Source organism: Kitasatospora sp. NPDC057015 (assembly GCF_042673745.1).
Lineage (GTDB): Bacteria > Actinomycetota > Actinomycetes > Streptomycetales > Streptomycetaceae > Kitasatospora.
Genome location: NZ_JBHUSG010000079.1, coordinates 1 through 24,443, shown reverse-complemented (window position 1 = coordinate 24,443; position 24,443 = coordinate 1). Strand labels below are relative to the sequence as shown.

Below are 24,443 nucleotides of genomic sequence, written 5' to 3'. Positions count from 1 at the left end.
TCGTATCTGCTGGGGCTGGAGGGTCCGGCGGTGTCGGTGGACACGGCGTGTTCGTCGTCGCTGGTGGCGATCCACCTGGCGGCGCAGGCGCTGCGCTCGGGGGAGTGCTCACTGGCCCTGGCCGGCGGTGTGACGGTCATGGCGACACCCGCCGCCTTCATCGACTTCTCCCGGCAGCGGGGGCTTGCGGCCGATGGGCGGGTGAAGGCGTTCGCCGAGGTTGCGGATGGTACGGCGTGGGGTGAGGGTGCGGGGGTGGTGTTGCTGGAGCGCCTGTCGGACGCGCGCCGTAACGGCCACCGGGTGCTGGCGGTGGTGCGGGGTTCGGCGGTGAATCAGGACGGGGCGTCCAACGGTCTGACCGCGCCCAACGGTCCCTCCCAGGAGCGGGTGATCCGCCAGGCGCTGGCCAATGCCGGGTTGGAGCCGTCCGAGGTGGATGCGGTGGAGGCGCACGGCACCGGCACCACGCTCGGCGATCCCATCGAGGCCCAGGCACTCCTGGCGACCTACGGTCAGGACCGGGTGGAGCCGTTGTGGCTGGGGTCGGTGAAGTCGAACATCGGCCACACCCAGGCGGCGGCGGGTGTGGCGGGTGTGATCAAGATGGTGATGGCGATGCGGCACGGTGAACTGCCGCGAAGCCTCCACGTGGACGCGCCGTCCTCCCACGTCGACTGGTCGGTGGGTCGTGTCTCGTTGCTCGCCGAGGGCCGGCCGTGGCCGGAGACGGGGCGTCCCCGTCGTGCCGGTGTGTCGGCGTTCGGCATCAGCGGCACCAACGCGCACGTGATCCTGGAGGCACCGGCCCCGGATCCGGCCGATGGCCCGGCCGAGGAGACGTCGTCCGAGGCCCCTGCCGCTTCCACGCCCGCGCCCGCAGCCGTCGTGCCGGTGCCGTGGCTGCTGTCGGCCAAGTCCGAGCAGGCGCTCCGGGCCCAGGCCCGCAGGCTGCAGGCGTACGCAGCCGAGGCCCCCGACGCGGACGGAATCGGCGCCGCGCTCGCCGCGCGGGCCCGGTTCGCCCACCGGGCCGTGGCGACCGGACCGGCGGCCCTGGCGGCCCTGGTACGCGGGGAGGCGCATCCCGGGCTGGTGACCGGCGAGGCCCGCGACTCGGGCAGGTCGGCGTTCGTGTTCTCCGGTCAGGGTGGTCAGTGGGTGGGGATGGGGCGGGGTTTGTACCGCGAGTTCCCGGTGTTCGCGCGGGCGTTGGACGAGGTCTGCGGGTTGCTGGGGTTGCCGGTGGGGGTGCTGTTCGAGGACGGGGAGGGGGTGCTGGGGGAGACGGAGTTCACGCAGGCCGGGGTGTTCGCGTTGCAGGTGGCGTTGTTCCGGTTGGTGGAGTGGTTGGGGGTTCGGCCGGACTTCGTGGTGGGGCATTCGGTCGGTGAGGTGGCGGCGGCCCATGTGGCGGGGGTGCTGGGGCTGGAGGACGCCTGTGCCCTGGTGAGCACGAGGGGCCGGTTGATGCAGGGGTTGGCCGGTGGTGGGGCGATGGTGTCGCTCCAGGCGTCGGTTCAGGAGGTGGTGGGGTCGTTGGTGCCGGGTGCCGAGGTGGCGGCGGTCAACGCGTCGGACGCGGTGGTGGTGTCGGGCGACGAGGCGGCGGTGGCGGCGGTCGCCGAGGTGTGGCGGGGCCGTGGGCGCCGGGTGAGGCGGCTGGAGGTCAGTCACGCGTTCCATTCGGCGCGGATGGATCCGGTGCTGGAGGAACTCGGGAAGGTCGCTGCGGGTCTGTCGTTCGGTGAGCCGGTGATTGCGGTGGTCTCCACGGTGGCGGGGCGTCCGGTGGACATGGGGGAGCCTGGGTACTGGGTGCGGCAGGCGCGGGAGCCGGTGCGGTTCGCCGACGCCGTGGAGTGGCTGACGGGCCAGGGTGTCACGGGGTTCGTGGAGGTGGGTCCGCATCCGTCGCTGGTGGCGACCGGGTTGATGCGGCGTGACGGTGATACTCCGGAACGGCTGTTCGCGGGGCTGGGACGGTTGTGGGCGGACGGCGCGGTGCGCTGGATGCCACCGGCGGTCACGGCGGTGGGGACGTCGGAGGGGCGGGTGCCTTCGTACGCCTTCCAGCACCAGCACTACTGGCTCCAGCCCACCACCCCGTCGGAGGGCCCCGACACGCCCGACCACCCGCTGCTGCGGTCCCTGGTGAAGCTCCCCGACGGACAGGGCGTGGTGCTGACCGGGAGGCTCTCCGCGTCCGTCCACCCGTGGCTGGCCGAGCACGTCGTGCTCGGTTCGACGCTGCTGCCCGCGATGGCGTTCGTGGACATGGCCGTCCACGCCGGCGAGCACACGGCCAGCCCCGTACTGTCCGAGCTGGTCCTGGAGGCGCCGCTCGTGCTGTCCGAGCCCGACGGTGTGCACGTGCAGGTCACCGTCGGCGCGCCCGACGACACCGGGCGCCGGCCCGTCACCGTCCACTCCCGCACCTCCGCCGAGCCCGACGAGTGGACCCGCCACGCGACCGGCGTGCTCAGTCCGTCGGCGGACCGGGCGACACCGGCCGACCGGACGGCCGTACCCGGAGCGGACGACGGCGAGGCCGTGCCGATCGACATCGGCTCGCTCTACGACCGGCTCGCCGAAGCCGGCTACGACTACGGGCCGACCTTCCAGGGGCTCACCGGCATCCGGCGGCACGGCGCGGACCTGCACGCCGAGGTGAGCTTCCCGGCGGACCCCGCGCAGCTCACCGGATACGGCGTCCACCCCGCGCTCCTGGACGCCGCCATCCAGCCACTGACCCTGCTCGCCGGCCTCGCGGCCGAGGACGGCGGCGCCGGCGGCAGCCCGGCCCGGCTGCCCTTCTCGTTCTCCGGTGTGTCGGTCACCGGGTCGGCCGCGACGGTCCGCGTGGTGCTGCACCCGACCGGGCCGGACACCTACGCGGTGCGGATCACCGACACCGTCGGGATGCCGGTCGTGAGCATCGACGAGATCGTCCTGCGGCCCGTCGAGGAGGCGGGTCACCGGGCCGGGCGCCGGCCGAATGCGTTGTTCGCCGTCGACTGGACCCCGATGGCGGCACCGGACGGCCCGGACACCGAGACGGTCCTCCACGAGGTCGTCGGCGAGGGCGAACCGGTCGCGGCCACCCACGCGGTGACCCGGGAACTGCTCGGCAGGGTCCGGGAGTTCCTGGCCACCGACACGCCGGCCCGGCTCGTGGTCCTCACCGGCGACGACCTGGCCTCGGCCGCCGCCCGCGGCTTCCTGCGCAGCGCGCACAGCGAGAACCCCGGGCGGATCCTGACCGTCCGGCACGACGGCACGGCCGCCTCACGACGGGCGATCCCCGCCGCGGTGCGCGCCGCCGTGAGCGACGGCGAGCCCGAGATCCAGCTGCGCGACGGAACCGCCCTCGTACCGAGGCTGGTGAGGGTCGCCCCGACCGGGACGGCCGGACCCCTGGACGGCGCGCCCCTGGACGGCACCGTGCTGATCACCGGCGGCACCGGCGCCCTCGGCGTCCTGCTCGCCCGGCACCTGGTCACGCGGCACGGCGCCCCGCACGTGGTGCTCGCCGGCCGCCGCGGCGTCGAGCCGCCCGGGCTCCGGCAGGAGCTGGGCGCCGCCCTCACCGTGGTCGCCTGCGACGCCGGTGACCGCGGGGCACTGAGGGATCTCGTCGCCTCGATCCCCGACCTGCGGGTCGTCGTGCACGCCGCCGGGGTCGTCGACGACGCCGTGGTGGGATCGATGACACCGGAGCAGATCGACACGGTGCTGCGCTCGAAGGCCGATGCCGCGTGGCACCTGCACGAGGCCACCGAGCACCTGGACCTGCGGGCGTTCGTGCTGTTCTCCTCCGCGTCCGGAGTGTTCGGCGCCCCCGGGCAGGCCAACTACGCCGCCGCGAACGCGTTCCTCGACGCGCTCGCCGAGCGCCGGCACGCGCGCGGTCTGCCGGTCACCTCCCTGGCCTGGGGCCAGTGGGCCGAGTCCAGCGGCATCACCGGGAACCTGACCGAGGCCGACCACCGCCGGCTGGCGAGGACCGGGATGCTGCCGCTGGCCACCGAGCAGGCCCTCGACCTGTTCGACACCGCCCTGGCCTGCGAACGCCCGGCGCTGGTGCCGGTCCGCCTCGACCTCGCGGCGATCGACACCCCGCCCGCGCTGCTGCGCGCACTCGCCCGGCCGCGGCGTGCGCCGGCCCCGGCCGCCGACCCCGGCGACCTGCGGGCCAGGCTCGAAGCCCTGCCCGAGCCCGAGCAGCGCGCCCTGCTGCTCGACCTGGTCGTCACGCACAGCGCGAGCATCCTCGGGATGGCCCCCGGCGGGATCGACGACCCGCGTCAGCTGTTCCGCGACCACGGCGTCGACTCGCTGACCGCCATCGAGTTGCGCAACCGGCTCAACGCGGCCACCGGGCTCCAGCTCCCGGCGACCCTCGCCTTCGACTTCCCGACGCCCGAACAGCTCGTCAACCACCTCTACGGGCAGTTGTGCTCGCCGGAGAACCGGGTCGCCGGGCCGATGGAGCGCCTGCTGCGCAAGGCCGTCGACGTCGGCCGTGTGCAGGACGGCCTCGACCTGCTGGCCACGGCGTCCCGGCTGAGCCCGGCCACCGACGCGCCCAAGGCCGAGGCGGTCGCCCTCGCGGCCGGCTTCCTCCAGCCGTCGCTGGTCTGCCTGCCGTCCGCGCTGGCGTCCAGCGGCATCGAGGAGTACGGGCGGTTCGCCGCGGCGCTGGAGGCCGTCCGCGACGTCACGGCGGTCACCCTGCCGGGCTTCGCCGGCGACCCGCTGCCCGCGGACGCCGACGTCCTGGTCCAGGCACTCGCCGAGGCCGCGTCGGCCGTCGCCGCGCCGGTGCTGGTCGGCCGTTCGGTGGGTGCGTGGCTGGCGCTGGCGACCGCCGGGGAACTCGAACGCCGGGGGGCCCGGCCCAGCGCCGTGGTGCTCATCGACGGCTACCCCGACGACCTGCCGGGTGTGCTCACCGGCATGCTCGACGCCGGTCACCAGGTCCAGCCGGTCGACGACGACCGGCTGGTGGCCATGGGCCGGTACCTCGATCTGGCCGGCGCCCCGGAGCCCGTCACCGCGCCGGTGTTGCTGGTGGGCACCGGCAAGCGCTCGTGGCCCCGGCTGTCCACCACCGCCCAGGAGGTGCTCACCGTCTCGGGCGACCACTTCACCGTACTGGAGGAGCACTCCGCGGCCACGGCGCTGGCCATCAGCACGTGGCTCCTCGACTTCAGCGGATACGGGGCCGGTTTGTCCGCACTCAGGGGAAAGGACTTTTCATGATCTGGGACAACGTCTACATCGGCGGAACGGGGCGGTATCTGCCGCCCCGCACGCCCGCGAAGCAGGCCGTGCCGGACACCGAGACCATGCGGCGGCTGCTCGCGCTGTCGGACTTCGTGTCGTTCACCCAATCCGACGACGTCACCGAGCACGCAATGGCCGTGCACGCGGCGATCGGAGCCCTGCGCGAGTCCGGCCTGAGCGGCGCCGACATCTCCATGGCCGCCTACGCCCAGATGGACCACCAGGACCACATGGCGTCCTCCTGCCACCTGCAGCGCGTCCTCGGCCTCGGCCACGCCCTCGTCTACGAGGTCGAGGCGACCAGCAACGGCGGCTCGGCCGCGCTGCAGTCCGCCGCCGCGCACCTGGTGGCCGACCCGGCCGCGACCGCGACCCTGGTCACGGCCACCGCCCGGTTCCTGCCGCCGCGGTGGGAACGCTGGCAGCCCAGCATCGGGATCTTCCTGGCCGACGGTGCGGTCGCGGCCGTGCTCAACCGCGAGGGCGGCCGGGCGCGGCTGGTCGCGACCGCCAACAGCTCCGCGACCCAGATGGAGGTCCTCGCGACCCCGACGATCCCGGACCCCGAGGGCCACCGCAACCGTACGCCGATCGAGGTCACCGGCCTGGCCCCGTATCTGACGCTGATGAGCGGGGCACTGGTCACCGCGGTCGAGCAGGCCGCCAAGGAGGCCGGCGTCAGCATCGCCGACATCACCAGGTTCGTCGTCACCGGTCTGGGCCTGGCCCAACTGGAGGTCGTCGTGCTGGAGCCGCTCGGCATCGACCTGGCACGCACCACCTGGCCGATGCTGCGCGAGCTCGGCCACGTCGGGCCGTGCGACCAACTGCTCGGCATGGACCACCTGCTGCACGACGAGACCCTCAAGCCCGGCGACACCATCATGTCGATCGGCCTCGGCATGGGCTCGCGGTTCACCGCGTCCCTGCTGGAGGTCACCGAGCAGCCCAAGCCTCGTACGACCACCACCTTCACCGCGCCGGTGCGCACGCAGGCCCCGCCCGCCGACGCGTACGTCATCGACCCCTCGGGCGGCGACATCTTCGGCGAGGCCGCCGCCCTGCGCGAGCGCGGCCCGGCCACGCCCGTCGAACTGCCCGGCGGCGTGGCGGCCTGGGCCGTCACCGGGCACGACCTGGCGAAGAAGCTGCTGCTCGACCCGAGGGTCTCCAAGGACGCGAACAAGCACTGGCCCATGTGGCGCGACGGCGACATCCCGCCGGACTGGCCGCTGATCATGTGGGTCGCGATGCAGAACATGTTCACCGCCTACGGGTCCGACCACACCAGGCTGCGCAGCCTGGTGGCCAAGGCGTTCACCCCGCGCCGTATCGAGGCGGTGCGGCCGCGCGTCGAGGAGATCACGGCCGGCCTGATCGCCGACCTGGCCGCGGTGCCGCCGGGGCAGCCGGTCGACCTGCGCGCACGGTTCGCGTTCCCGCTGCCGATCCAGGTCATCACCGGACTGTTCGGGTTGACCCCGCAGACGGGCGCGGACCTGCGGCGGCTGGTGGACGCGGTGTTCAGCCTCGACGCGGACCCGGCTGGCGTGCAGGCCGCCTCCGGCGAGCTGTACATGCTGCTCAAGGAACTCGTGGCCGCCAAACGGCGCGACCCCGGCGACGACATGACCAGCGACCTGATCGCCGCGCAGGAGGCGGACGGCACCCGGCTGTCCGAGCGGGAACTGCTGGACACCCTGCTGCTGACCATCTCCGCCGGCTTCGAGACGACGGTCAACCTGCTCGACCACGCCGTCCACGCGCTGGCCACGCACCCGTCCCAGCTCGCCCTGGTCCGGTCCGGGACCAGCACGTGGGAGGACGTGGTGGACGAGACCCTGCGCTGGCAGGCATCGGTGCCGAACCTGCCGCTGCGGTACGCCGTGGAGGACATCTCCGTGGACGGCGTGCAGATCCGCAAGGGTGAGGCGATCCTGCTGTCCTACGGCGCGGCCGGCCGCGACCCGGCGCAGCACGGGGCCGACGCGGAGGAGTTCTCCGTCACCCGGCCGTCGCGGGCCGACCACCTCACCTTCGGGCACGGCGTGCACTTCTGCCTCGGCAGCCCCCTGGCGAAGCTGGAGGCGACGACGGCGCTGTCCGCGCTGTTCTCCCGGTTCCCCGGGCTGCGGCTGGCCGTCCCGTCGTCCGAACTGGAGCCGCTGGGTTCCTTCTTCACCAACGGGCACAAGACCCTGCCGGTCATCCTGGAGGAGGACTGATGGCCCACTTCGCCTTCGTGAGCGCGCCCGCGTCCGGGCATGTGAACCCGACCCTGCCGCTGGTCGAAGAGCTGGTCCGGCGCGGTCACCGGGTCAGCTACGCCACGGGACCGGCCACCATGGACGCCGCCGTCGTCGCCGGCTCGTCGCCGGTGACCCTGCCCTCGCAGCTGCCGCCCGACATGGCGGCGCGGGGCGAGTTCACGGCGGAGCAGCTCGCCGCGACGATGGAGTACTACCTCGACGACGCGCGTGCCTCCTTCCCCGTCCTGGCCGAGCACTTCTCGGCCGACCCGCCGGACGCGGTCTGCTACGACTCGGTGACCTTCACCGGGAGGATGCTGGCGAACCTGCTGGAGGTGCCGGAGGTCTCCCTGGTGCCGACCTTCGCGGAGAACGAGTCCTTCTCGGCGGCGCAGGTGTACTTGCCGCCCGACTTCGACCACACCAACCCCCGGCTGGTGGCCGCGATTCAGGACATGGGGAAGTTCGCGCAGGGCCACACCTTCCTCGATGACCCGAACCTGATGTTCGGCCACGTGGCCCCGACGAGCCTGGTGTTCATCCCCCGCGAGTTCCAGATGTCGGGGGACACCTTCGACGAGCGCTTCCACTTCGTCGGGCCGTCGCTGAGCAGCCGGCAGACCGCCGAGGAGTGGAGCCCCCGGTCACGGGGCCCGGTGCTGCTGATATCGCTGGGAACCGTCTTCAACGACCGGCCCGAGTTCTACCGGACCTGCATCGAGGCGTTCGGGGACACCGACTGGCAGGTCGTCATGGCGGTGGGCGGGCTGGACCAGCAGTCGCTGGGCCCGATCCCGGCGAACGTCGAGGTGCACGCGCAGGTGCCACAGGTGGCGGTGCTGCGACACACCGAGGTGTTCCTGAGCCACGCCGGGATGAACTCGGTGATGGAGTCCCTCCACCACGGGGTGCCCTTCGTGGCGGTGCCGCAGATCCCGGAACAGCGGGCGATCGCCCGGCGGGCGGAGGAGCTGCAGGTCGGCAGGACGCTCGCCGAGCCGACCGTGCAGGGCCTCCGCGACGCCGTCGAGGACGTCCGGTCCTGTCGCCCCCGGGCGGCGGCCCTGAGCCGGATCGTGCGCGGGGCGGGCGGCGCGTCCAGGGGGGCGGACGTCCTGGAGAAACTGCTGACGCGGTAGCGGCCGGACTCCACCGGGCAGTCCGCACCCGCACCCCGCCCGGTGGAGCCCGTTCCCGCGCACGGCCTCGTACGGTGTGCTCGGGCTGGGCCGTGGACCGGTCTGCTCGGGTGGAGTCGCGTCACCCCGTCCAGGTCCACGGTCCCGGTCCCGCCCGCATCAGGCGCTTCCCGGTCGGCCAGCCGCCACCCGCGCCGGTGGGGTTCAGCCCGCGCGGCGGACGGATGGCCGACCACTTCGCTGCAACCATCATCTGCCATCGCCAGGCAACTGCTTCCGGGCGAGGGTCGCGTTCTCGGCTGGACGGTGGCCCGGCCACCGTCCAGCCGTCAACGTGTCGTGCCTGCGCGCCAGGTGCTGCGGGGCCGTCGGCTGCGAGCTACGGGCCCTGCTCGGAGGGTGGTGCGGGGGCCGCCACGGACTCGTCCCGACCTGCTCTGGTGGGTGCTTGGCGTCGGCTGCTGACTGCCCATGTGGTGTAGAGGGTGGAGAGTGCGCCGGCGACCATGACGAAGGTCGCCCCGCTGACGTGCAGCACGACCATGAGGATCCCTGTCGCCAGGACGGCGACGAATGCGACCAGGTCGATGAGGGCGGAGCGGCTTGGGCGTTCGGGCATGGGAATCGGCATCCTATGGTCGCGCTGCCGCAGACCGCGGGTCGGGAACGCGCCTCGTAGCCCGATCGGCCGACCAGTACTCTGCTCCTCCGTCCTGAACTGGGCGGCCTCGGCTCAGGACAGCCGGGCCGGCTACCTCGCAGCCCTGTCGTCACCGGGTCTGGACGGTGACGCAGACGAACATGGTGTCCTGGAGTAGCGCCGGAGTGATGGCGACGCCGGTCAGGTGCTCTGCCAGAGCAAACGCTGCTGGTGAGGACAGATCCGTTTCCGGATCCTCCTCCTCAAGGTTGAAGCCGATCCGCTCCATAGCATCGAGGAGTTCGTCGGGTGTGCTGCCCCAACGGTCCTCCGGGAACAACGGGTCGAAGCAGAGTCGCAGGACCTGGTCCTCAGCCCAGAGGAACGTGCCGACGCCGTTGATATTGACGAAGTGAGAGACCCAACTCGCCCCGACGGAAGCCGGCAGGGCTCGATCTTCGGTAGTCCCGAAGTAACCGTTGGGCTCGATCAGCAGCGTCCAGGCGCCCACAGCGGTCATGGCAACCAGCTGACGGTCGCCCTCCTCCAGGTCGTATTGCGCGAAGGCGGCGTCGACGACCGCGGCTATGCCCTGCAGGGGCGCCTCCGGTCGTCCTTCGAGCCGGGACACCAACTCAGCAGTCGACAGGCCCCGAACCAGGGTGAAGCAGTACGCCTCGGCGATGTCGGGAAAGTCGTTCTCGAACCACGCGTAGTCCGCTCCGGTCTTCGTCATACCGCCCATCCTTCACCCCGCGTCCGACAGCGGAGAGGCCCTGCTGCCACTGGAGCGCCTGGTCAGCGCCACTCGTGCATGCCTCGGGATCACGGAACAGCGCACGGTCGGAACAGTGCTTCTTCACCAGTGCGCGACCGACCCGGCCGGGTGAGGCCGTCTACGGCCGTCCGGGTCCCGTCCTGCTCGTCGAGGCGGGCGAGTTCGGCCAGGGCTGCGGTGTCGCCGGTGGCGGCGACTTCCCCGTAGAGGCTTCGCGCGCCGTCCGTGTCCCCATGCAGTTCTCTCAGCCGTCCCGTCTCGGTCAGCGCGGCGTGGTAACCGGCGTCGACGGCCCGTCGTGCGAACGCGTCTGCCGGGGTGGGGCCCTGTGTGGCCGCCCGCGACAGTTCGGCGAGGGCGGCGGCGTAGCCGTCCTCGGCGACCTGTCGGTAGAGGGCCCCCGAATCCTTCGCGTCGCCGCCCTGCTCGCCCAGCCGGGCGAGTTTGGCCACGACGGTGCCGTGTGCGGCGTCGGCGGCGCGCCGGACGAGTGCTTCGGCGCCCTGCAGGTCGCCGTGCTGCTCCCTGAGCCGTGCCAGTTCGGACAGGGAGGCGGAGTATCCGGCATCGACGGCCTGGCGGTAGAGGATCTCGGCGCCTTTCCAGCTCGCGGTCTGCGCCTGCAGGCGCACCAGTGCGGGCAGGAGGGCCTCGTCGTCGGCGTCGGGGGGCGCCGTCCGTCCGGCCTGCTGCGGGGCGTTGCCCTGGTGCCCTTCCCGTGCTGCGGTGGGGGTTTCGCCCCGGCGGAGGCACGCCGCCCGCTCCCTGAGCTGGGCGGCCCAGTCCAGGCCGTACCTGTTCTCGGCGGCCTCGGCGAGGCGGTCGAGGTCGTCGGGGCTGTCGAGGTGGGAGTAGGCGGCCCACCAGAAGGAGGAGGGCGGGCAGAGCCGCCAGCGAACGGCCCGGCCGTGCTGCTCCAGGTAGTCGGCGAGGCGGAACCAGGGGGCGGCTCCGGCCGTTCCCGGAAGCCCGGCCCGTGCGCCGGGCACCGGCCAGCCGAGGGGACGGCGGGCGCGCTGCGGGTCGATGCGGCGCAGGGGCGCGAGTCTTCCGTGGACGCGGCGGGTGGTGTCGGCGAGGGCGGCCTCGCCCCAGTCGTCGGGGAGTTCCTCCCATTCGTGGTCGTCGAGGTAGCCGGTGCCGGCAGTGACGAGGAAGTCCTGCGGCTGGTGGAGTCCGACTCCGAGGCGGCGGGCGTCCATCGCGGCTTTCAGGAGCGCCCGTGTCCTCGGGGTCCCGTGTTCGTAGCGGCGCAGTAGTTCGGGTGCGCCGGCGAGTTCCTGGGCGAGGCGTCCGTGCGCGGCGGCGCGGGTGAGGGCGTCGGCGAGGAGTGCGTCTCCGGCTCCGGCGAGGGTCGCGGCGGCGGCCAAGGCCGCGCTGGGGAAGGTGTCGGGGACGGTGAGCGTGCGGTGGGTGAGGAGTTCGCGGACGCGGCTGTGCGGGTCCGTGCCGTCGGGGTCGGGCAGGGCCGCGTAGCGGTCGGCGTACTCCGGCCACAGAGTGCCCAGGACGAGGACGGGTGCGCGGTTGGGGTCGCTCAGGAGGGTGTGGAGGGCGGCGGCCACGTGTTCACCGGTCTTCGGGTCGCCGAGGTAGTGCTGGGCCTCGTTCAGCCACACCACGGTGCGCGGCCCGGCGCGCCCGATGCCCGCGAGTGCGGCGTCGGAGCGTGTGGGGTCCACCGGGTGCCACAGCCCCCATCCGTCGTCCGAGAGAGGTTGCACGGCTTCCCAGCAGGCCCGTGTCTTGCCGGTCGACGACGATCCGACCAGCACCAGCATCTGGCTGAGGCCGTTGCGTGCCGCGTGCACCGCGTCTGCCAGGACTTCGTCGTGGGCGCGCCGCACGTAGCCGGGTTGGGTTCGTGGCGAGCCGGCGGAGGTGCCGGCGGGGTGGACCTCCAGGGTGTGCGGGTCCCAGGTGCGGATCAGCCTGCCCGGGCCCGTCTCCGGGGCGGCCCCGGGGTCCGCTGCTGTCCGTCGGAGCTCCAGTAGTTCCCGGCGGTGCGCCTGGGGCAGGCCGAGTGCGGCCGCCAGGGCGGCGACGGTTTCTGCGGACGGCACGTTCCCGTCCGGGCGCAGGGCTTCGTGGACGGTGGTGCGGCCCAGGCCGGCCCTGGCGGCAAGGAGGGTCCTGCTCATGCGAGCGGAGGCGAGGCGGTCGGACAGGGTCGCGCGTAGGAGTGCGAGTGACCGCTCGCGGTCGCCCTGGCCCTGCGGCCCGTCCATGCGCGCTCCGATCTCCCGCTCCGTGGGTGTCCGACGGCGTCCATCATCGTCCGGGGCGGACCCGGGCGGATGTCGTTTGCGCCACTTCGGGTCAGGTCATGACCCGCATGTTCGAAGGACACGGCTGTACGGATTCGCGGCTGTGGGGCCGGGGCTGGGAATGACCGGGGTTGGTCTAGTAGTAGTGGCGGCGTCCGCCGACCTCGTGGCCGACCGCGCCCATGATCCACAGGATCAGGCCGATGACGACCAGGACGATGCCGATGGTCCAGAGGATGGAAATGCTGGTGAGGAATCCGATGACGAGGAGGATGACTCCAAGGACGATCACGATGACCTCCGATGTGTGTTCCCCCCTGCCGGTGCGTGTTCTCCGTCGCTGCGGAGGCGGTGCTTCGCCTTTCCGGTTTCCGTGGCCTCGGTGAGGAATGGAGCGCCCTGCTGTTCCACTACGCCTGCGCGAGGGGTGGCTAGGGGTGCGGGTGGCGGTCCCAGGTCTCATCCCAGCAGGGCGGCGGCCCTTTTGACCGCACTGGACCGCTGTTGGACCGATGCCGGGTGCTAGTGCTTCGGCGCGTCCTTGCTCTTCCGGTCCGCCTGCGCCAGGTCGCCCTCCCTGCCCGTTGCAGTTTCGGCAGTGTGCTCGATCTTCTTCTCGGTGCTCATGAGGTCCTCCACGGCGACGTGTGCGGCCTCACCGCTTCTGCCCTAATTTGTGCCGTTATATCTGATTTAGGAGAAAAGATCCTGAAAGTGCGAAGCTGCCACTGCTCGCCACTCGGGAACACCCATGACCTCACGGTTCCCGATCGAGAGCACACCGGCTCGCGGGTGGCTGCGCCGGGCGCGCCGGTCGGGGTCGCCCTGCCGCGAACCGGGAGAGACCCCGTCGCAGTGCGTCCCCGTACGCGGTCCGACCGGACTGACGTCACGTCATATGGCCTTACCGGCTGAGCGGGTTGCTGCCCGCCGCACTCCGGGCGACCGAGTGCGGCGACCGGAGGAGCGGATCCGCGGCGACCGCGCGTTCGGTCCGGCGAGGGCGTACCGCGGGACATCCGGGTGCTGCCACCGATGCGGATGACCTGAGCCGCACAGGGTAGCCGCGTCACAACGGCGATCCGGCCCGAGGGAGGAGGCGGGTGAGTGGCGCGAAGACTTCGGGCAGCGAACATCGGGAGTCCGTGGGTGAGCTCGTCGCCCGGGCGTCGCAGCGGTCGTCCCAACTGGCGCGGGACGAGTTGCGACTCGCCCCGCGCCGAGGGGGACAAGGGGAGACGGCTCGGCGCCTGTCGGCCCGCGCACTTGTCGCCGCGGGTGTCCTCGCCGCGGCGGGCGCCGTCCCGGTGACGGCGGGCAGACGTCGCATCGTCCGAGCACTGCCCCCGGTGCCGGAGGAGGCATTGGAAGGCCTGAAGGCCGACATCAGCGAGATCAAGGAGAGGACTACGCGATGACCGACAAACAGGGGATGAACGGGACCAACGGTGGCGGCCTGCGTGCGCGGGCCGCCGGCACCCGCGAAGAACTGGGCCGCACCTTGGAGGCCTTGGCGGACAAGGCCGACCTCCGTGAGCGAGGCCGGCAGCAGATCGAAGCCGCCAAGGAGCTGGCCGTCGTGGTGAAGGACCAGGCGCAGGAGACGATCGCGAACGGAGCGGGGTTGGCCCACGACAAGGTGGCCCATGCCGTCGACGTCGTCAAGGACCACACGCCCGATCAGGTCCTGGAACAGGGGGGTCAGTTGGCGGCCCAGGCCCGTGAGACGGCGGAGGCGTTCGGGCACCGGGCCGTTGACAGCTTGTCGCCGCAGGTGGGGGAGCAGGTGGAGTGGGCCGCGGCCTCGGTGAGGGCCAACCGTAAGGTTCTTGTCGTGGCGGCCGTGACGGCCGTGCTGACGCTCGTCGTGGTCCGGCGGGTGTTCGGGCGGCGCCGGTGAAGCTCTCCAAGATCGCGTACAAGCCGGTCGGTCTGCTCCTAGGTGTGGGCGCGGGTCTGGTGGCCGGTGCCTTGTTCAAGCAGACCTGGAAGGTCATCGGCCATACCGAGGACGCGCCCGACGCGACGGACGAGGACCGCACGTGGCCGGAGATCCTCCTCGCGGCCGGACTGCAGGGTGCCATCTTCGGATTGGTGAAGGCGTCCGTGGACCGCGCGGGCGCGGTCACCACCAGGCGGCTGACCGGCGTCTGGCCGGGCTGAACGCCCCCGCATGCGGTGGGGCCCCCCCCCCCGGTGGGGCGCCCCGGCGGGCCCCCCCCTGCGGGGGCGTGGCGCCGGGGGAGCGGGCCGCGGCGCCGCCCCGCCGGCGGGGGCGTCGGGGGCCCGCGGGGGCGGGGACACCCCCCGGCGGCGGCCCGGCGTCGGGCCGGGCGGACCGCCCCCGCAGGCGGGCGGCCCCGCCGCCGGGTGCGGCCGGCCGCGGGGCCGACCGCATGCGGGTCCTGGCGCGAGGGTGACTGGTCCGGCGCGCGGCACCGCCGGCGGTCCGGAGGAGTTGGCGGTGCCGGGCCGGTGTCGCCGACTCACGCCGCGCGGCCGCGCCTGTTCAGCCGGCCGGAACGGGGGCGAGGAGCGCGGTGCTGTCCCGCTTCCAGTGGGTGAGGGCGTGCTCGGCGAGGCGTTCGTCGAGCAGGACGCTCGCGGCGAGGCCGAACGCGATGTCGCCCTCCAGGTCGGGTTCGTCCTCCAGCAGTGCGTCGATGACGCCACGGCGCATGAGCTGTTCGTGGACGGCGTCGGCCTCGATGTGCTCCTGGTAGAAGCGGGTGCCCGCGGGGCCGGCGCCGAGGCGCTCCAGAGCTGCGGCCAGCCGGGCCGATCCGGGCGAGGACGTGATCTCCACACCGGCGAACTGCCCGACGAGAGCGCCGCGGTGCGCGCGGTGGAGGGCGAACAGCGACATCAGGTTGACCACGGCCAGTGCGGGCGCCGGCACGACGTCCAGGTAGCGGCCGTAGGAGCCGTCCAGATCGAGGTCCTCCATCATCTCGGCGAACAGCCGGGAGTGGGTCCGATCCGGGTGTCCCGCGCCGTATTCGTCGTACTGGACCGCGACGAGCGCCGCCTGGGCCGCACCGTGCAGGCGGGGGATCACCCAGCTCTGCGGGTCGGCCTCCTTCAAGTGATACAGGGAGCGGAGCACCAGGTACTCACGGGCCTGCCACCGCTCGCCGTCACGCAGCAGGAAGTGGGAGGGACCCTCACCGTCGGGGGGTTCCAGCAGGAGTTCGCCCAGTTGCTCCGCCAGTGGGGCCACGGTTCCCGTTTCCGCGCGCAGGGCGTCGAGGAAGGACTCCTCCAGGGCCCCACGCAGGCCCAGGACGGCAGGGTGCCACTCCCAGGCGGCGTCCACGCCCGAGAAGGCGCGGTAGTGCAGTTCGTAGCAGAGGTAGAGGGCCAGTTGCTGGTCCTCACCCCAGGGGCCCGTGGTATCGGTGTCGGCGAGCGGCGGCAGCGTGGCACTCGGCCCGGGGACGGAGGCCAGCAGCGTGATGAGTGCTCGGGTCACGGGACCCCGTGGTTGCGGCAGGGCGGGACCAGGACCTGCTGCCGTGACACCCATGAGAAGAACCTCCAGGAAGAGTCGAGGGTTGTGAGCTGCTCCTACCCGCTCGCGGGCGTCGAAGCGCCCGCGCCGCGGCCTGCGACCACGACTGCGGCTGCGGACCAGGGGGCTGCCGCACCCGGACCGGCGGGGCGAATTCCCGCCGGCTCAGCGGCCGGAGTCCGGGACGTCCTCGCCCTCGTGCCGTCCGTCCCGCTGTGCTCGCTCCGTCGGCGGCGCCGAACGGCGGCGGTGGCTGGTGTCGCAGAAGGGATAGTGCTTGCTGCGCCTGCACACGCACAGGGCGACGACAGGTCGCTCGCTCGACCGCACGGTGCCGTCCGGGAGGACGATCTCGACCGGCCCCTCCACCAGCAGGGGGCCGCTCTCCGCGGGCATCGTCAGGCGCCTCGCGCCCTGGGTGTCAGGCCGGGCGGACACCGCGGATCACCGCCAGTTCCTCGTGTCGCACCCCGGGGGCGATCAGCCCCTGCTCCTCGAACCACTCGGCCCGCGCAGCCATGACCGGACCGAAGGGGATCCGCTGCCGGGCGACCACCTCGGTCCGCAGACCGGCCCGGGAGAGCGCCCGGCAACTCGCCTCCACACCGGACAACGAGGAGTGCACCAGGAGCAGGACACCACCCGGAGCCAGTCGTCGCGGGGCGTCGAGACAGATGCGTTCGACGAGTGCGCGCCCGTCGGGACCGGCGTCCCAGGCGCGTGCCGTGCCGTGAGTCGGAAGCTCGTCGTCGGCTGCCGGCACGTACGGGGGATTGGAGGCAATCAGGTCGAAGAGCCGCCCGCGCACGGGCTCCAGCAGATTCCCGTGCCGTACGTGGATGCGTCGGCCGTTGAGTGCGCCGTTGACCCAGGCCGTGGCGAGGGCGCGGCGCGAGACGTCGATCGCGGTGACTCGGGCCCCCGTTCCGGCGGCGGCAAGGGCCACCGCCCCCGTGCCGGTGCCGATGTCCAGAACCTCGCTCCCCTCTCGGAGGTGCTCGCGGGACAGACTCGAAATCAGCAGATCGGTGTCATCCTGTGCGCGGTAGACACCGGGGGGTTTCAGCAGCCACATACTGCGCGTCTGCCCCTCTCTGCGCCGATGACACGTTGGTGTCCGGCGTGGTGGTGGAACACGCCGGAGGCCCCCCGGGAGAGCACCTGAACAGGCCGTACGTCGCCTGACAGTGGGCCTCCTGCCGACGCTCGCGCCGGGGAGGGATCACGAGGCACAAGCGTGATGGGCTCGCCCCGGAGAAGATCTCCGGGGCGAGCCCATCACGGTCGGTGCGTCCGGGTGAGGTCAGGCGCGTCGGCCTGCCACGGCTCGGTAGACGACCAGGACGAGCAGGGAGCCGATGATCGCGGCTACCCAGGTGGAGAGGTCGAAGAATCCGTCGATGGAGTCGACGCCGAAAATGACCTTGCCGAGCCAGCCACCGAGGAGGCCGCCGGCGATGCCGATCAGTATGGTGACGATGAGGCCGCCCGGGTCGTTGCCGGGCATGAGGGCCTTGGCGATGGCACCTGCCAGCAGGCCGATCAGAATCCACGCAATGACGCCCATGAGGTGCCGCCCTTCGGATAGTGCCGTTGTGTGGCTCCCGTCTGCTCGCTCGGGGAGGCCCCAAACATCGGTCTTCCGGCGAGTCCACCAGGTGTGACCGACGGGGTCGTCGTCTTGGTAGAGCCCAGCGTCCTCCCGGATGTCGCACTCGGGTACGCCGGAAGGCACGGACCTTGCCGGTCGAGGCCTGCCGCGCTCCTCGTTCGGAGCCCGGCGGGGACCGGAGCCCAACTACATCGGCACCGCACGGAGTGGTCGGGGGCCCGGTGGGCCCGGTGGTGGGCCGTGCGATCGCACGGCCGGTGTCCGTCCGGGATCTCCGGGTAGGCGGCCAGGACGAGCCCGCGGGCGCGGGTGCCCAGCGCGACGTCCAGCATCGGAGACAGGTATGACCGTGACGGCCGGTACCAGCACCGGGACGCTCCTGTTCGCGAATCGGTACCGGGTGAGTTCCGTCCTGGGCCGTGGGGGCGGCGCCGACGTCCTGCGGGCGGTCGACGAACGCCTTGACCGGCCCGTGGCCCTCAAGGTCTTTCGACCCGACGCAGCCGTGGAGGACAGCATCCGGCGCTTCGGCGCGGAGGCACGGGTACTGGCGCGGTTGCGCCACCCGGGTCTGATCGAGGTGTACGACTACGGTGTCGTTGCGGAACACCCTTACCTCGTCCTGGAGCTGGTGGAGGGTCCCACGCTCGCAGCGTTGTTGCGGTCCAGGACACTGCAGGTCTCCGACGTCCGCCGGCTGGGGCACGAGCTGGCGCGGACCCTTGCTTTCGTCCACACCCACGGTGTCGTCCACCGGGACGTCAAACCGTCCAACGTGCTGGTCGACGCCACCGGCCGCGCGCGGCTGGCCGACTTCGGGGCGGCCCGGCTCCTCGGCCGACAGAGCGAACCCTGCGACGAGGCGCTCACCCGCACCGGCCTGATCGTCGGCACACCCGCGTACCTCGCGCCCGAACAGATCCGTGGCCAGGGTGCGCTGGCCTCCGCCGACGTGTACTCCCTGGGCCTGCTGCTGATCGAATGCCTGACCGGGAACCGCGAGTACACCGGAGCCCCCATCGAGGCCGCCATCGCCCGACTGCACCGGCCGCCCGTCATACCGCCCCAGTTGCCCCGCGACCTGGCCGCCCTGCTGCTCCGGATGACCAGCATGGACCCGGCGCGCCGTCCGTCGGCGGAAGACTGCGCCCGGCTGCTCGGAGCTCCCCGGCCGGAAACCCGGGCGGCCGGAGCCGTCGCGCCCCCGGCCGGGCAGTTGCGGGCATCCGGGCGTCCGCCCCGTGTGCGGGCCGCCGTCCTGGCAGCGGCTTGGGCCCTGCTGCTCGCCGGCCTCGGAGGCAGCGGCGCCCTCGGCGACGGTGCGCAGGCGAGTCAGGGCCCCACCGCGGTGCCTGCCGCCGTGCCGCCGGTCGATGCGGCCCCGGCGCCGTCGCAGGCTCCGCCGGGCGAGTTGCCCCACCGGCCGCAGGAAGCCGCCGCGCACTCAGCAGCCGAGCCCTCCGCGGCGGCCACCGGCGCGAGCGCGAACGACGACAAGCAGGCGGAGAAGGCCCGGAAGCACACCGGCGGCCACGGGAAGAAGCCGAAGTAGGACCTCGGGGGGCGGCGCTCGACCACGAGCGGCCTCCGGCGCACCGCGGTCAGGGGTTGCGCTGGTGCCGCCGGGCCGGTGGGACCAGGTCGTTCCGGTGCCGACTCCGTGCTTGGCGTCTTGCCGCCGGCCGACGGTCCACACCCTGCTTCGCGTGGCGGTCTGGGGCATTCGTGCGGGGCCGGCGGTCGGACGCGTGCGGCCGTGGGAGCACGGTGCAACCCTGCGGATGGGCGACGAGGGTGAATCGAGGGCCGATGCGCTCATGCCGGGGCGCTGCCCGGGTAGGCGCTGGTGGACGCGCGGACCGGCCCGGCCCGTCCGCGGCCGTCGGACCGGCCGCCCGGCATCCCGCAACCGACCACCTCGGGAGCACACCCATGACACCCGGCACCACACCGCCGCCCCACCGCCACCAGTCCCTGGCCGACCCCGTCGCGCAGCGGGCCGGCTGGGACGCCACGGACCTCCGCGCGGTCGACACCGCCCGGGTGCTCGCGGCCGACGCCGTCCAGCGCACCGGCAACGGCCACCCCGGCACGGCCATGAGCCTTGCGCCGCTCGCCCACCTGCTCTTCCAGAACGTGCTGCGCCACGACCCCGCCGACGACCGGTGGCTGGGCCGCGACCGCTTCGTGCTGTCCTGCGGCCACACCAGCCTCACGCTCTACGTCCAGCTCTACCTGACCGGCTACGGCCTGGAACTCGACGACCTCAAGGCCCTGCGGACCTGGGGCTCGGCGACCCCCGGCCATCCGGAGTACCGGCACACCCGCGGTGTGGAGATCACCACCGGGCCGCTCGGCCAAGGCCTCGGTGCCGCCGTGGGCATGGCCATGGCCGCCCGCCGCGAACGCGGGCTGCTCGACCCGGACGCCCCGGACGGCGAGAGCCCCTTCGACCACCACGTCTACGTGCTCGCCTCCGACGGCGACCTGATGGAGGGCGTCACCGCGGAGGCCAGCTCGCTCGCCGGCCACCAGCGGCTCGGCAACCTGATCATGGTCTACGACCAGAACCACATCTCCATCGAGGACGACACCGACGTCTCCTTCAGCGAGGACGTCGCCGCCCGCTACCGCGCGTACGGCTGGCACGTGCAGAGCGTCGACTGGACGAGCACCGGCCGCTACGTCGAGGACGTCGACGCCGTCCTCGACGCGCTGGAGGCCGCCCGGGCCGAGACGACCCGGCCCTCGCTGCTGGTGCTCCGCACCGTCATCGGCTGGCCCGCACCCACTCTGCAGAACTCCGGCAAGGCCCACGGCTCCGCCCTCGGGGAGGACGAGGTCGCCGCCACCAAGGAGCTCCTCGGCTTCGACCCCGCGCGCGCCTTCACCGTGGAGGACGACGTCCTCGCGCACACCCGCAGGGCCCGTGACCGCGGCCGGGACCTCCACGAGGCCTGGACCCCGCGCTACCAGCGCTGGCGCGGCGAGCACCCGGAGCGGGCGGCACTGCTGGACCGGCTGAGCGAGCCCCGGCTGCCCGACGGCTGGCACACCCGGATCCCCGCCTTCCCCGCCGATCCCGAGGGGCTCGCCACCCGCGCCGCCTCCGGCAAGGTGCTCACCGCCCTCGCGCCCGTCCTGCCCGAGCTGTGGGGCGGCTCCGCCGACCTCGCGGGCAGCAACAACACCACCATGGACGGCGAGCCCTCCTTCCTGCCCGAAGGCGTGGAGACCGCGGAGTGGAAGGGCGGCCCGTACGGCCGCACCCTGCACTTCGGCATCCGCGAGCACGCCATGGGCGCGATCCTCAACGGGATCGCCCTGCAGAGCCTGACCCGCCCCTACGGCGGCACCTTCCTCACCTTCAGCGACTACATGCGGCCCGCCGTACGGCTGGCCGCGCTGATGAAGCTCCCGACCATCTACGTCTGGACGCACGATTCGATCGGCCTCGGCGAGGACGGCCCCACCCACCAGCCGGTGGAGCACCTCGCCGCGCTCCGGGCGATCCCCGGACTCGACGTGGTGCGCCCCGCCGACGCCAACGAGACGGCGGCCTGCTGGCGCGCCGTGCTGGAGCACACCGACCGGCCCACCGGCCTGGCGCTGACCCGGCAGAAGGTGCCCGTCCTCGACCGCGGCCCGGACGGCTGCGCCCCGGCGGAGGGCGCCGCCCTCGGGGGTTACGTGCTGCGCGACCCGGTCGGCGGCGAGCGGCCGCAGGTGCTGCTGCTGGCCACCGGCTCGGAGGTGCACCTCGCCCTGGCGGCCCAGGACCTGCTGGCCGGTGACGGGGTCCCGAGCCGGGTGGTGTCGCTGCCGTGCCTGGAGTGGTTCGCCGCCCAGCCCCGTCCCTACCGCGAGGAGGTCCTGCCGCCCGGCCTGACCGCGAGGGTGAGCGTGGAGGCCGGCGTGGCCCTCGGCTGGCGCGAGCTGGTCGGCCCGCATGGCCGGATCGTCAGCCTCGACCACTACGGCGCCTCCGCCGACCAGCAGCGGCTGTACGCCGAGTTCGGTCTCACCACCGAGGCGGTGGCCGCCGCCGCACGGGAGAGCCTCGCCGAGACCGGATGACGGCCGGCGCCGGCAAGGGCGGAGGTGGTGGGTCCGGTGGCCCGCGAATGCAGCCGGCCCGCGCTGGCCGCTTACTTGTCCGGCAGCCGGGCAGACGCCCGGGGACGAGGATCCCGATGCCGAGGAGCCGCTGTGACCGACACCGATCCTGCCCGGACTCCGAGTCGGGGTATGCGGTGTCGGCATCCGGCGGCGCAGGCCGTCGCGGACCTCACGGGAATCCGCACCCCCCCGCATCCGAGCCTTCGCCGCGGACGGCATCGAAGGGCCCGTCCGCCCCACGCCCGAGGAACCGGCGGCGCTCACCGACGCGCTCGCCTGCCTCGGCCCGCCGACCCCCTAGGAGAACGGTAGCCGCGCCATGGTCCTGTTCCTGCTCCTGCTCCTGGTGGCGATGGTGCTCGGCATCATCGGCGCCGTCACCCACGGCCTCCTCTACCTGCTGATCATCGCGATCGCCCTCTTCATCGGGGATCTGACCTACGCGGGCCTGCGGCTGCGCCGGGGCTCCGGCCGGCACGCGCTGCGGTGATCCCGATCGGTCGACGCACGGACCGGACCGGGGCGCCCTCGGCCTCCGGTGCGGCCCGCTGCGTGGCCGCACGCCGCCACTCGTCCACCCGTTCGGCGGACACGTCGGCTCGGCCGGCAGTTGTAGGCAGGCCCGCGCACGACAAGTAAGGTTGTCGTATGCAAACACTCTGCGGGCGGGACGAGCGATGACCGACAGCACCGCAGGCCGGTTCACCATCGCCGGCCGGGAGAGCCCCGGCAGCCCGGTCGTCGAAGTCACCGGCGAACTCGACTACGACACCGCCCCACGCCTGCGCGTCGCGCTGCAACACGCCCTGGCCGTGCGGCCCGTGCCGCCGAGACTGGTGGTCGACCTCGCGGACGTCACGTTCTGCGACTCCACCGGCCTCAACGCCCTGCTGCAGGCCCGCATCGACGCTGAGGGCCAGGGCACCGTCATCCATCTGGCCCGGCCGGCGTCGGCCGTGGCCAGACTGCTGGAGATCACCGGGGCCGACCAGGTGTTCCCCATCGACCCCGACGTCCCCGCCATCGTGCCGGACACTCACTCCGACTGATCCACCACGCCGGAGGGCCCATGACGGCCGGACCGGGCTCCCCGGCGGCCGTGCCAGCCGGGGAGCCCGGTCCGATCCGCTGTCGGTCTTCACCCGCTCCGCTGTGCCGGTCGCTCCGCCCGGCCGTCACCTCCGGCCCCCGTGCTCGTCGTCTGCCCGGGCTCAGCCGGCCAGCCGCTTGCGTGCCTCGGCGGCGCGCCTCACCTGCCGGGCCGCGTCCGCGCGCTGCCGGGCGTAGAGGATGCCCAGGCCGAAGGCCGAACCATCGTCGGGCGGGTCGGCGGCGGCGATCTCGGCCAGGGCCCGCTCGCCCATCACACCGTCCTGGTGCGCGCCGAGCGGTTGCTGGATCCCCTTCGCCCGTTTCCGCAGCCGGTCGGCAGGACGGCCGGCGAACGGGCTGACGCTCTCGGCCGCGTACCGGGCCCGCTTCGCGGCCTTGCGGGCGCGGTGGAGCCGGCCGTCCCGCCGCGGGCCCGGCGCCGTGTCCAGGGCTTGGTCCAGCCGCCGGGCGGTGCGTCGCCGCTGCCGGTCGAGCATGTGGCGGGCCTCGGCCCGGCCGCGGGTTGCCCGGCCCTTCAGCGGGGGACGCTCGGCAAGGCGTTCCACGGCGTCGAGCAGATCGAAGTAGCGCCGGCCCTCCATCGCCCGCACCGCGGCGCGGTGGGCCTCGCGGTACCGCGCCCCGGACCAGCTGCGGATGCGGGCCGCCACCTCGGCGGGGTGGCCTTCCGGCGGGAGTTCCCGGGCCTGTGCACCGAGACGGTCGGCCAGGACCTCGTTGTCCCTGACGCGGCCGAGGACCTTTCCGAACCAGCGCAGCTCGTGGTCGAGCGGGTCGGTGGCCGCCCGGTCCAGGATCCGTCGGTGGGCCGCCAGCGCGCTGCGCAGGCGGCGTACGTGGACGCGCATGCGGTGGACCGAGTCGGGCTCGTCGAGGCGCACGGCCGGGTCGAGCGTCCGGAGCGCCGTTGCCTGGACGCGCAGGTACCCGGTGAGCGCCTCCCCGACCGAGTCGCTCTTCGCCGGGCTCCCGGCGGAGCCGCTCGCGGCCGGCGTCCACCCGCCGGCGTCCGCCCCTTCGGGAAGCCGGCCGGCCAGGGCGTGAGCGAGTTTGGACTGCCGGGCGGCCCGGTCCAGACCGAGCCGGTGGAACTCCGCCTCGACCGCGTCCAGCAGGTCGGTGTCGCCGTCGACCAGTTCGACCTCGGTCTCGACCCAGTCGACGGAGTCCGGTGCCACGGCGGAGCCCGACGAGGGCGGTGCTCCGTCGAGGACGCGTGCGGAGACCGTGTCGCGGGCCAGCTCTGCCAGGGTGTCGCCCCCTTCGTCGACCAGCAGGGTCAGATCACGTCTGGTCCGCAGGTGCACCACCGGCGCCACGGACCCGCCGCGGGCGTCCAGGGCCGTCCGCGCCAGAAGCTCGGGCGGCGGCCGGCCGGCGGCGCCGGCGGCCAGCGGCAGGCGGCTTTCGGTGCGGCTGCCGTTGTCCCCCGGCGTCTTGAGGTGCCAGCCCGCGTCATGGCCGCCCGTACGGCGGCGCAGGGTGACACCCCGGCGCAGCAGGCGCAGGTCGGGGGTGTCGAAGTAGACGGCGTCGAGTCGCTCCGTGCCGCCGGCCCGCACCCCGGCCACCTGCGGCAGCCGTTCGTCCGACAGTGGACGGTCGAGGGCGCCGGCGAAGGTGCGTTCCGTCTCCTTGAAGTCAGTGGCCATATGGCCCGTCTGCCCGGCTGGGTAGGCCCCAATCACCGCCCGGCTCCGCGCCGGCCCGCCGTCGACGGCGGGCC

At 73.2% G+C, this 24,443-nt stretch carries 18 protein-coding genes; 9 read left to right on the top strand and 9 right to left on the bottom strand.

From position 1 onward, the window contains the following. From ACFTWP_RS39700 to ACFTWP_RS39690, 3 genes are all read left to right on the top strand, one after another. Window positions 1–5,265, top strand: a 5,265-nt coding sequence (locus ACFTWP_RS39700) for an SDR family NAD(P)-dependent oxidoreductase (protein WP_380270054.1), incomplete at its 5' end; no start/stop codon positions are given. Continuing rightward, complete coding sequence (locus ACFTWP_RS39695; RefSeq protein WP_380270052.1) at window positions 5,262–7,514, top strand: cytochrome P450; 2,253 nt, start codon at window positions 5,262–5,264, stop codon at window positions 7,512–7,514. The genes ACFTWP_RS39700 and ACFTWP_RS39695, both read left to right, overlap by 4 nt. Further along, the gene (locus ACFTWP_RS39690) at window positions 7,514–8,677 is read left to right on the top strand and encodes a macrolide family glycosyltransferase (protein WP_380270050.1); all 1,164 of its coding nucleotides are present in this window, start codon (window positions 7,514–7,516) and stop codon (window positions 8,675–8,677) included. The genes ACFTWP_RS39695 and ACFTWP_RS39690 overlap by 1 nt, the downstream gene beginning before the upstream one ends. A gap of 379 nt (window positions 8,678–9,056) precedes the next feature. Here the strand turns inward: ACFTWP_RS39690 and ACFTWP_RS39685 are convergent, their stop codons facing one another. From ACFTWP_RS39685 to ACFTWP_RS39670, 4 genes are all read right to left on the bottom strand, one after another. Next, window positions 9,057–9,296 carry a hypothetical protein gene (locus tag ACFTWP_RS39685; protein ID WP_380270049.1) on the bottom strand — a complete coding sequence of 80 codons (240 nt, stop codon included), beginning with the start codon at window positions 9,294–9,296 and terminating at the stop codon, window positions 9,057–9,059. Between the two features lie 151 nt (window positions 9,297–9,447). Continuing rightward, window positions 9,448–10,053, bottom strand: coding sequence for a DUF6461 domain-containing protein (locus ACFTWP_RS39680; RefSeq protein ID WP_380270048.1), 606 nt, complete (start codon window positions 10,051–10,053; stop codon window positions 9,448–9,450). An 89-nt stretch (window positions 10,054–10,142) separates the two neighbouring features. Continuing rightward, entirely contained in the window at window positions 10,143–12,236 is a 2,094-nt protein-coding gene (locus ACFTWP_RS39675; RefSeq protein ID WP_380270047.1) for a hypothetical protein, read from the bottom strand. Window positions 12,237–12,498: 262 nt separating this feature from the next. Continuing rightward, window positions 12,499–12,654, bottom strand: a complete 156-nt coding sequence (locus ACFTWP_RS39670) for a DUF6131 family protein (RefSeq protein ID WP_380270046.1) — start codon at window positions 12,652–12,654, stop codon at window positions 12,499–12,501. 1,122 nt (window positions 12,655–13,776) lie between these two features. Between ACFTWP_RS39670 and ACFTWP_RS39665 the strand changes: the two genes are divergently transcribed. After that, on the top strand, window positions 13,777–14,262 hold the full coding sequence (locus ACFTWP_RS39665; protein WP_380270045.1) for a DUF3618 domain-containing protein: 486 nt from the start codon (window positions 13,777–13,779) through the stop codon (window positions 14,260–14,262). Then, window positions 14,259–14,525 carry a DUF4235 domain-containing protein gene (locus ACFTWP_RS39660; RefSeq protein ID WP_380270044.1) on the top strand — a complete coding sequence of 89 codons (267 nt, stop codon included), beginning with the start codon at window positions 14,259–14,261 and terminating at the stop codon, window positions 14,523–14,525. The genes ACFTWP_RS39665 and ACFTWP_RS39660 overlap by 4 nt, the downstream gene beginning before the upstream one ends. A gap of 346 nt (window positions 14,526–14,871) precedes the next feature. On the opposite strand, the gene ACFTWP_RS39655 is transcribed toward ACFTWP_RS39660, so the two are convergent. The 4 genes from ACFTWP_RS39655 to ACFTWP_RS39640 all read right to left on the bottom strand — a co-directional run bounded on the left by ACFTWP_RS39655 (window position 14,872) and on the right by ACFTWP_RS39640 (window position 17,440). Further along, window positions 14,872–15,888: an iron-containing redox enzyme family protein gene (locus ACFTWP_RS39655; RefSeq protein ID WP_380270043.1), complete on the bottom strand. Its 1,017-nt coding sequence runs from the start codon at window positions 15,886–15,888 to the stop codon at window positions 14,872–14,874. 150 nt (window positions 15,889–16,038) lie between these two features. Beyond that, on the bottom strand, window positions 16,039–16,269 hold the full coding sequence (locus ACFTWP_RS39650; RefSeq protein ID WP_380270042.1) for a CDGSH iron-sulfur domain-containing protein: 231 nt from the start codon (window positions 16,267–16,269) through the stop codon (window positions 16,039–16,041). Window positions 16,270–16,294: 25 nt separating this feature from the next. Further along, complete coding sequence (locus tag ACFTWP_RS39645) at window positions 16,295–16,948, bottom strand: HemK2/MTQ2 family protein methyltransferase (protein ID WP_380270041.1); 654 nt, start codon at window positions 16,946–16,948, stop codon at window positions 16,295–16,297. A 228-nt stretch (window positions 16,949–17,176) separates the two neighbouring features. After that, a complete protein-coding gene (locus ACFTWP_RS39640) occupies window positions 17,177–17,440 on the bottom strand; it encodes a GlsB/YeaQ/YmgE family stress response membrane protein (protein ID WP_380270040.1) in 264 nt (87 codons plus the stop codon). 388 nt (window positions 17,441–17,828) lie between these two features. On the opposite strand from ACFTWP_RS39640, the gene ACFTWP_RS39635 reads away from it, so the two are divergent. The 4 genes from ACFTWP_RS39635 (at window position 17,829) to ACFTWP_RS39620 (ending at window position 22,653) form a co-directional block, all read left to right on the top strand. Next, window positions 17,829–19,037, top strand: a complete 1,209-nt coding sequence (locus tag ACFTWP_RS39635; protein WP_380270039.1) for a serine/threonine-protein kinase — start codon at window positions 17,829–17,831, stop codon at window positions 19,035–19,037. 380 nt (window positions 19,038–19,417) lie between these two features. Further along, window positions 19,418–21,562 (top strand): transketolase, encoded by a 2,145-nt coding sequence (gene tkt / locus ACFTWP_RS39630; RefSeq protein WP_380270038.1) that lies wholly within the window; start codon window positions 19,418–19,420, stop codon window positions 21,560–21,562. Between the two features lie 361 nt (window positions 21,563–21,923). Then, window positions 21,924–22,094 carry a hypothetical protein gene (locus ACFTWP_RS39625; protein ID WP_380270037.1) on the top strand — a complete coding sequence of 57 codons (171 nt, stop codon included), beginning with the start codon at window positions 21,924–21,926 and terminating at the stop codon, window positions 22,092–22,094. A gap of 187 nt (window positions 22,095–22,281) precedes the next feature. Further along, window positions 22,282–22,653 carry an STAS domain-containing protein gene (locus ACFTWP_RS39620; protein ID WP_380270036.1) on the top strand — a complete coding sequence of 124 codons (372 nt, stop codon included), beginning with the start codon at window positions 22,282–22,284 and terminating at the stop codon, window positions 22,651–22,653. Window positions 22,654–22,815: 162 nt separating this feature from the next. Here ACFTWP_RS39620 and ACFTWP_RS39615 read toward each other — a convergent pair whose 3' ends face one another. Beyond that, window positions 22,816–24,369, bottom strand: a complete 1,554-nt coding sequence (locus tag ACFTWP_RS39615; RefSeq protein WP_380270035.1) for a CHAD domain-containing protein — start codon at window positions 24,367–24,369, stop codon at window positions 22,816–22,818. Window positions 24,370–24,443 lie beyond the last annotated feature (74 nt).

Coding starts and splice junctions, on each gene's coding strand:
- ACFTWP_RS39695 (WP_380270052.1), top strand. CDS start 5,262: ATGATCTGGGACAACGTCTACATCGGCGGAACGGGGCGGTATCTGCCG.
- ACFTWP_RS39690 (WP_380270050.1), top strand. CDS start 7,514: ATGGCCCACTTCGCCTTCGTGAGCGCGCCCGCGTCCGGGCATGTGAAC.
- ACFTWP_RS39685 (WP_380270049.1), bottom strand. CDS start 9,296: ATGCCCGAACGCCCAAGCCGCTCCGCCCTCATCGACCTGGTCGCATTC.
- ACFTWP_RS39680 (WP_380270048.1), bottom strand. CDS start 10,053: ATGACGAAGACCGGAGCGGACTACGCGTGGTTCGAGAACGACTTTCCC.
- ACFTWP_RS39675 (WP_380270047.1), bottom strand. CDS start 12,236: ATGAGCAGGACCCTCCTTGCCGCCAGGGCCGGCCTGGGCCGCACCACC.
- ACFTWP_RS39665 (WP_380270045.1), top strand. CDS start 13,777: ATGACCGACAAACAGGGGATGAACGGGACCAACGGTGGCGGCCTGCGT.
- ACFTWP_RS39655 (WP_380270043.1), bottom strand. CDS start 15,888: ATGGGTGTCACGGCAGCAGGTCCTGGTCCCGCCCTGCCGCAACCACGG.
- ACFTWP_RS39650 (WP_380270042.1), bottom strand. CDS start 16,269: ATGCCCGCGGAGAGCGGCCCCCTGCTGGTGGAGGGGCCGGTCGAGATC.
- ACFTWP_RS39645 (WP_380270041.1), bottom strand. CDS start 16,948: ATGTGGCTGCTGAAACCCCCCGGTGTCTACCGCGCACAGGATGACACC.
- ACFTWP_RS39640 (WP_380270040.1), bottom strand. CDS start 17,440: ATGGGCGTCATTGCGTGGATTCTGATCGGCCTGCTGGCAGGTGCCATC.
- ACFTWP_RS39635 (WP_380270039.1), top strand. CDS start 17,829: ATGACCGTGACGGCCGGTACCAGCACCGGGACGCTCCTGTTCGCGAAT.
- tkt (WP_380270038.1), top strand. CDS start 19,418: ATGACACCCGGCACCACACCGCCGCCCCACCGCCACCAGTCCCTGGCC.
- ACFTWP_RS39625 (WP_380270037.1), top strand. CDS start 21,924: ATGGTCCTGTTCCTGCTCCTGCTCCTGGTGGCGATGGTGCTCGGCATC.
- ACFTWP_RS39620 (WP_380270036.1), top strand. CDS start 22,282: ATGACCGACAGCACCGCAGGCCGGTTCACCATCGCCGGCCGGGAGAGC.
- ACFTWP_RS39615 (WP_380270035.1), bottom strand. CDS start 24,369: ATGGCCACTGACTTCAAGGAGACGGAACGCACCTTCGCCGGCGCCCTC.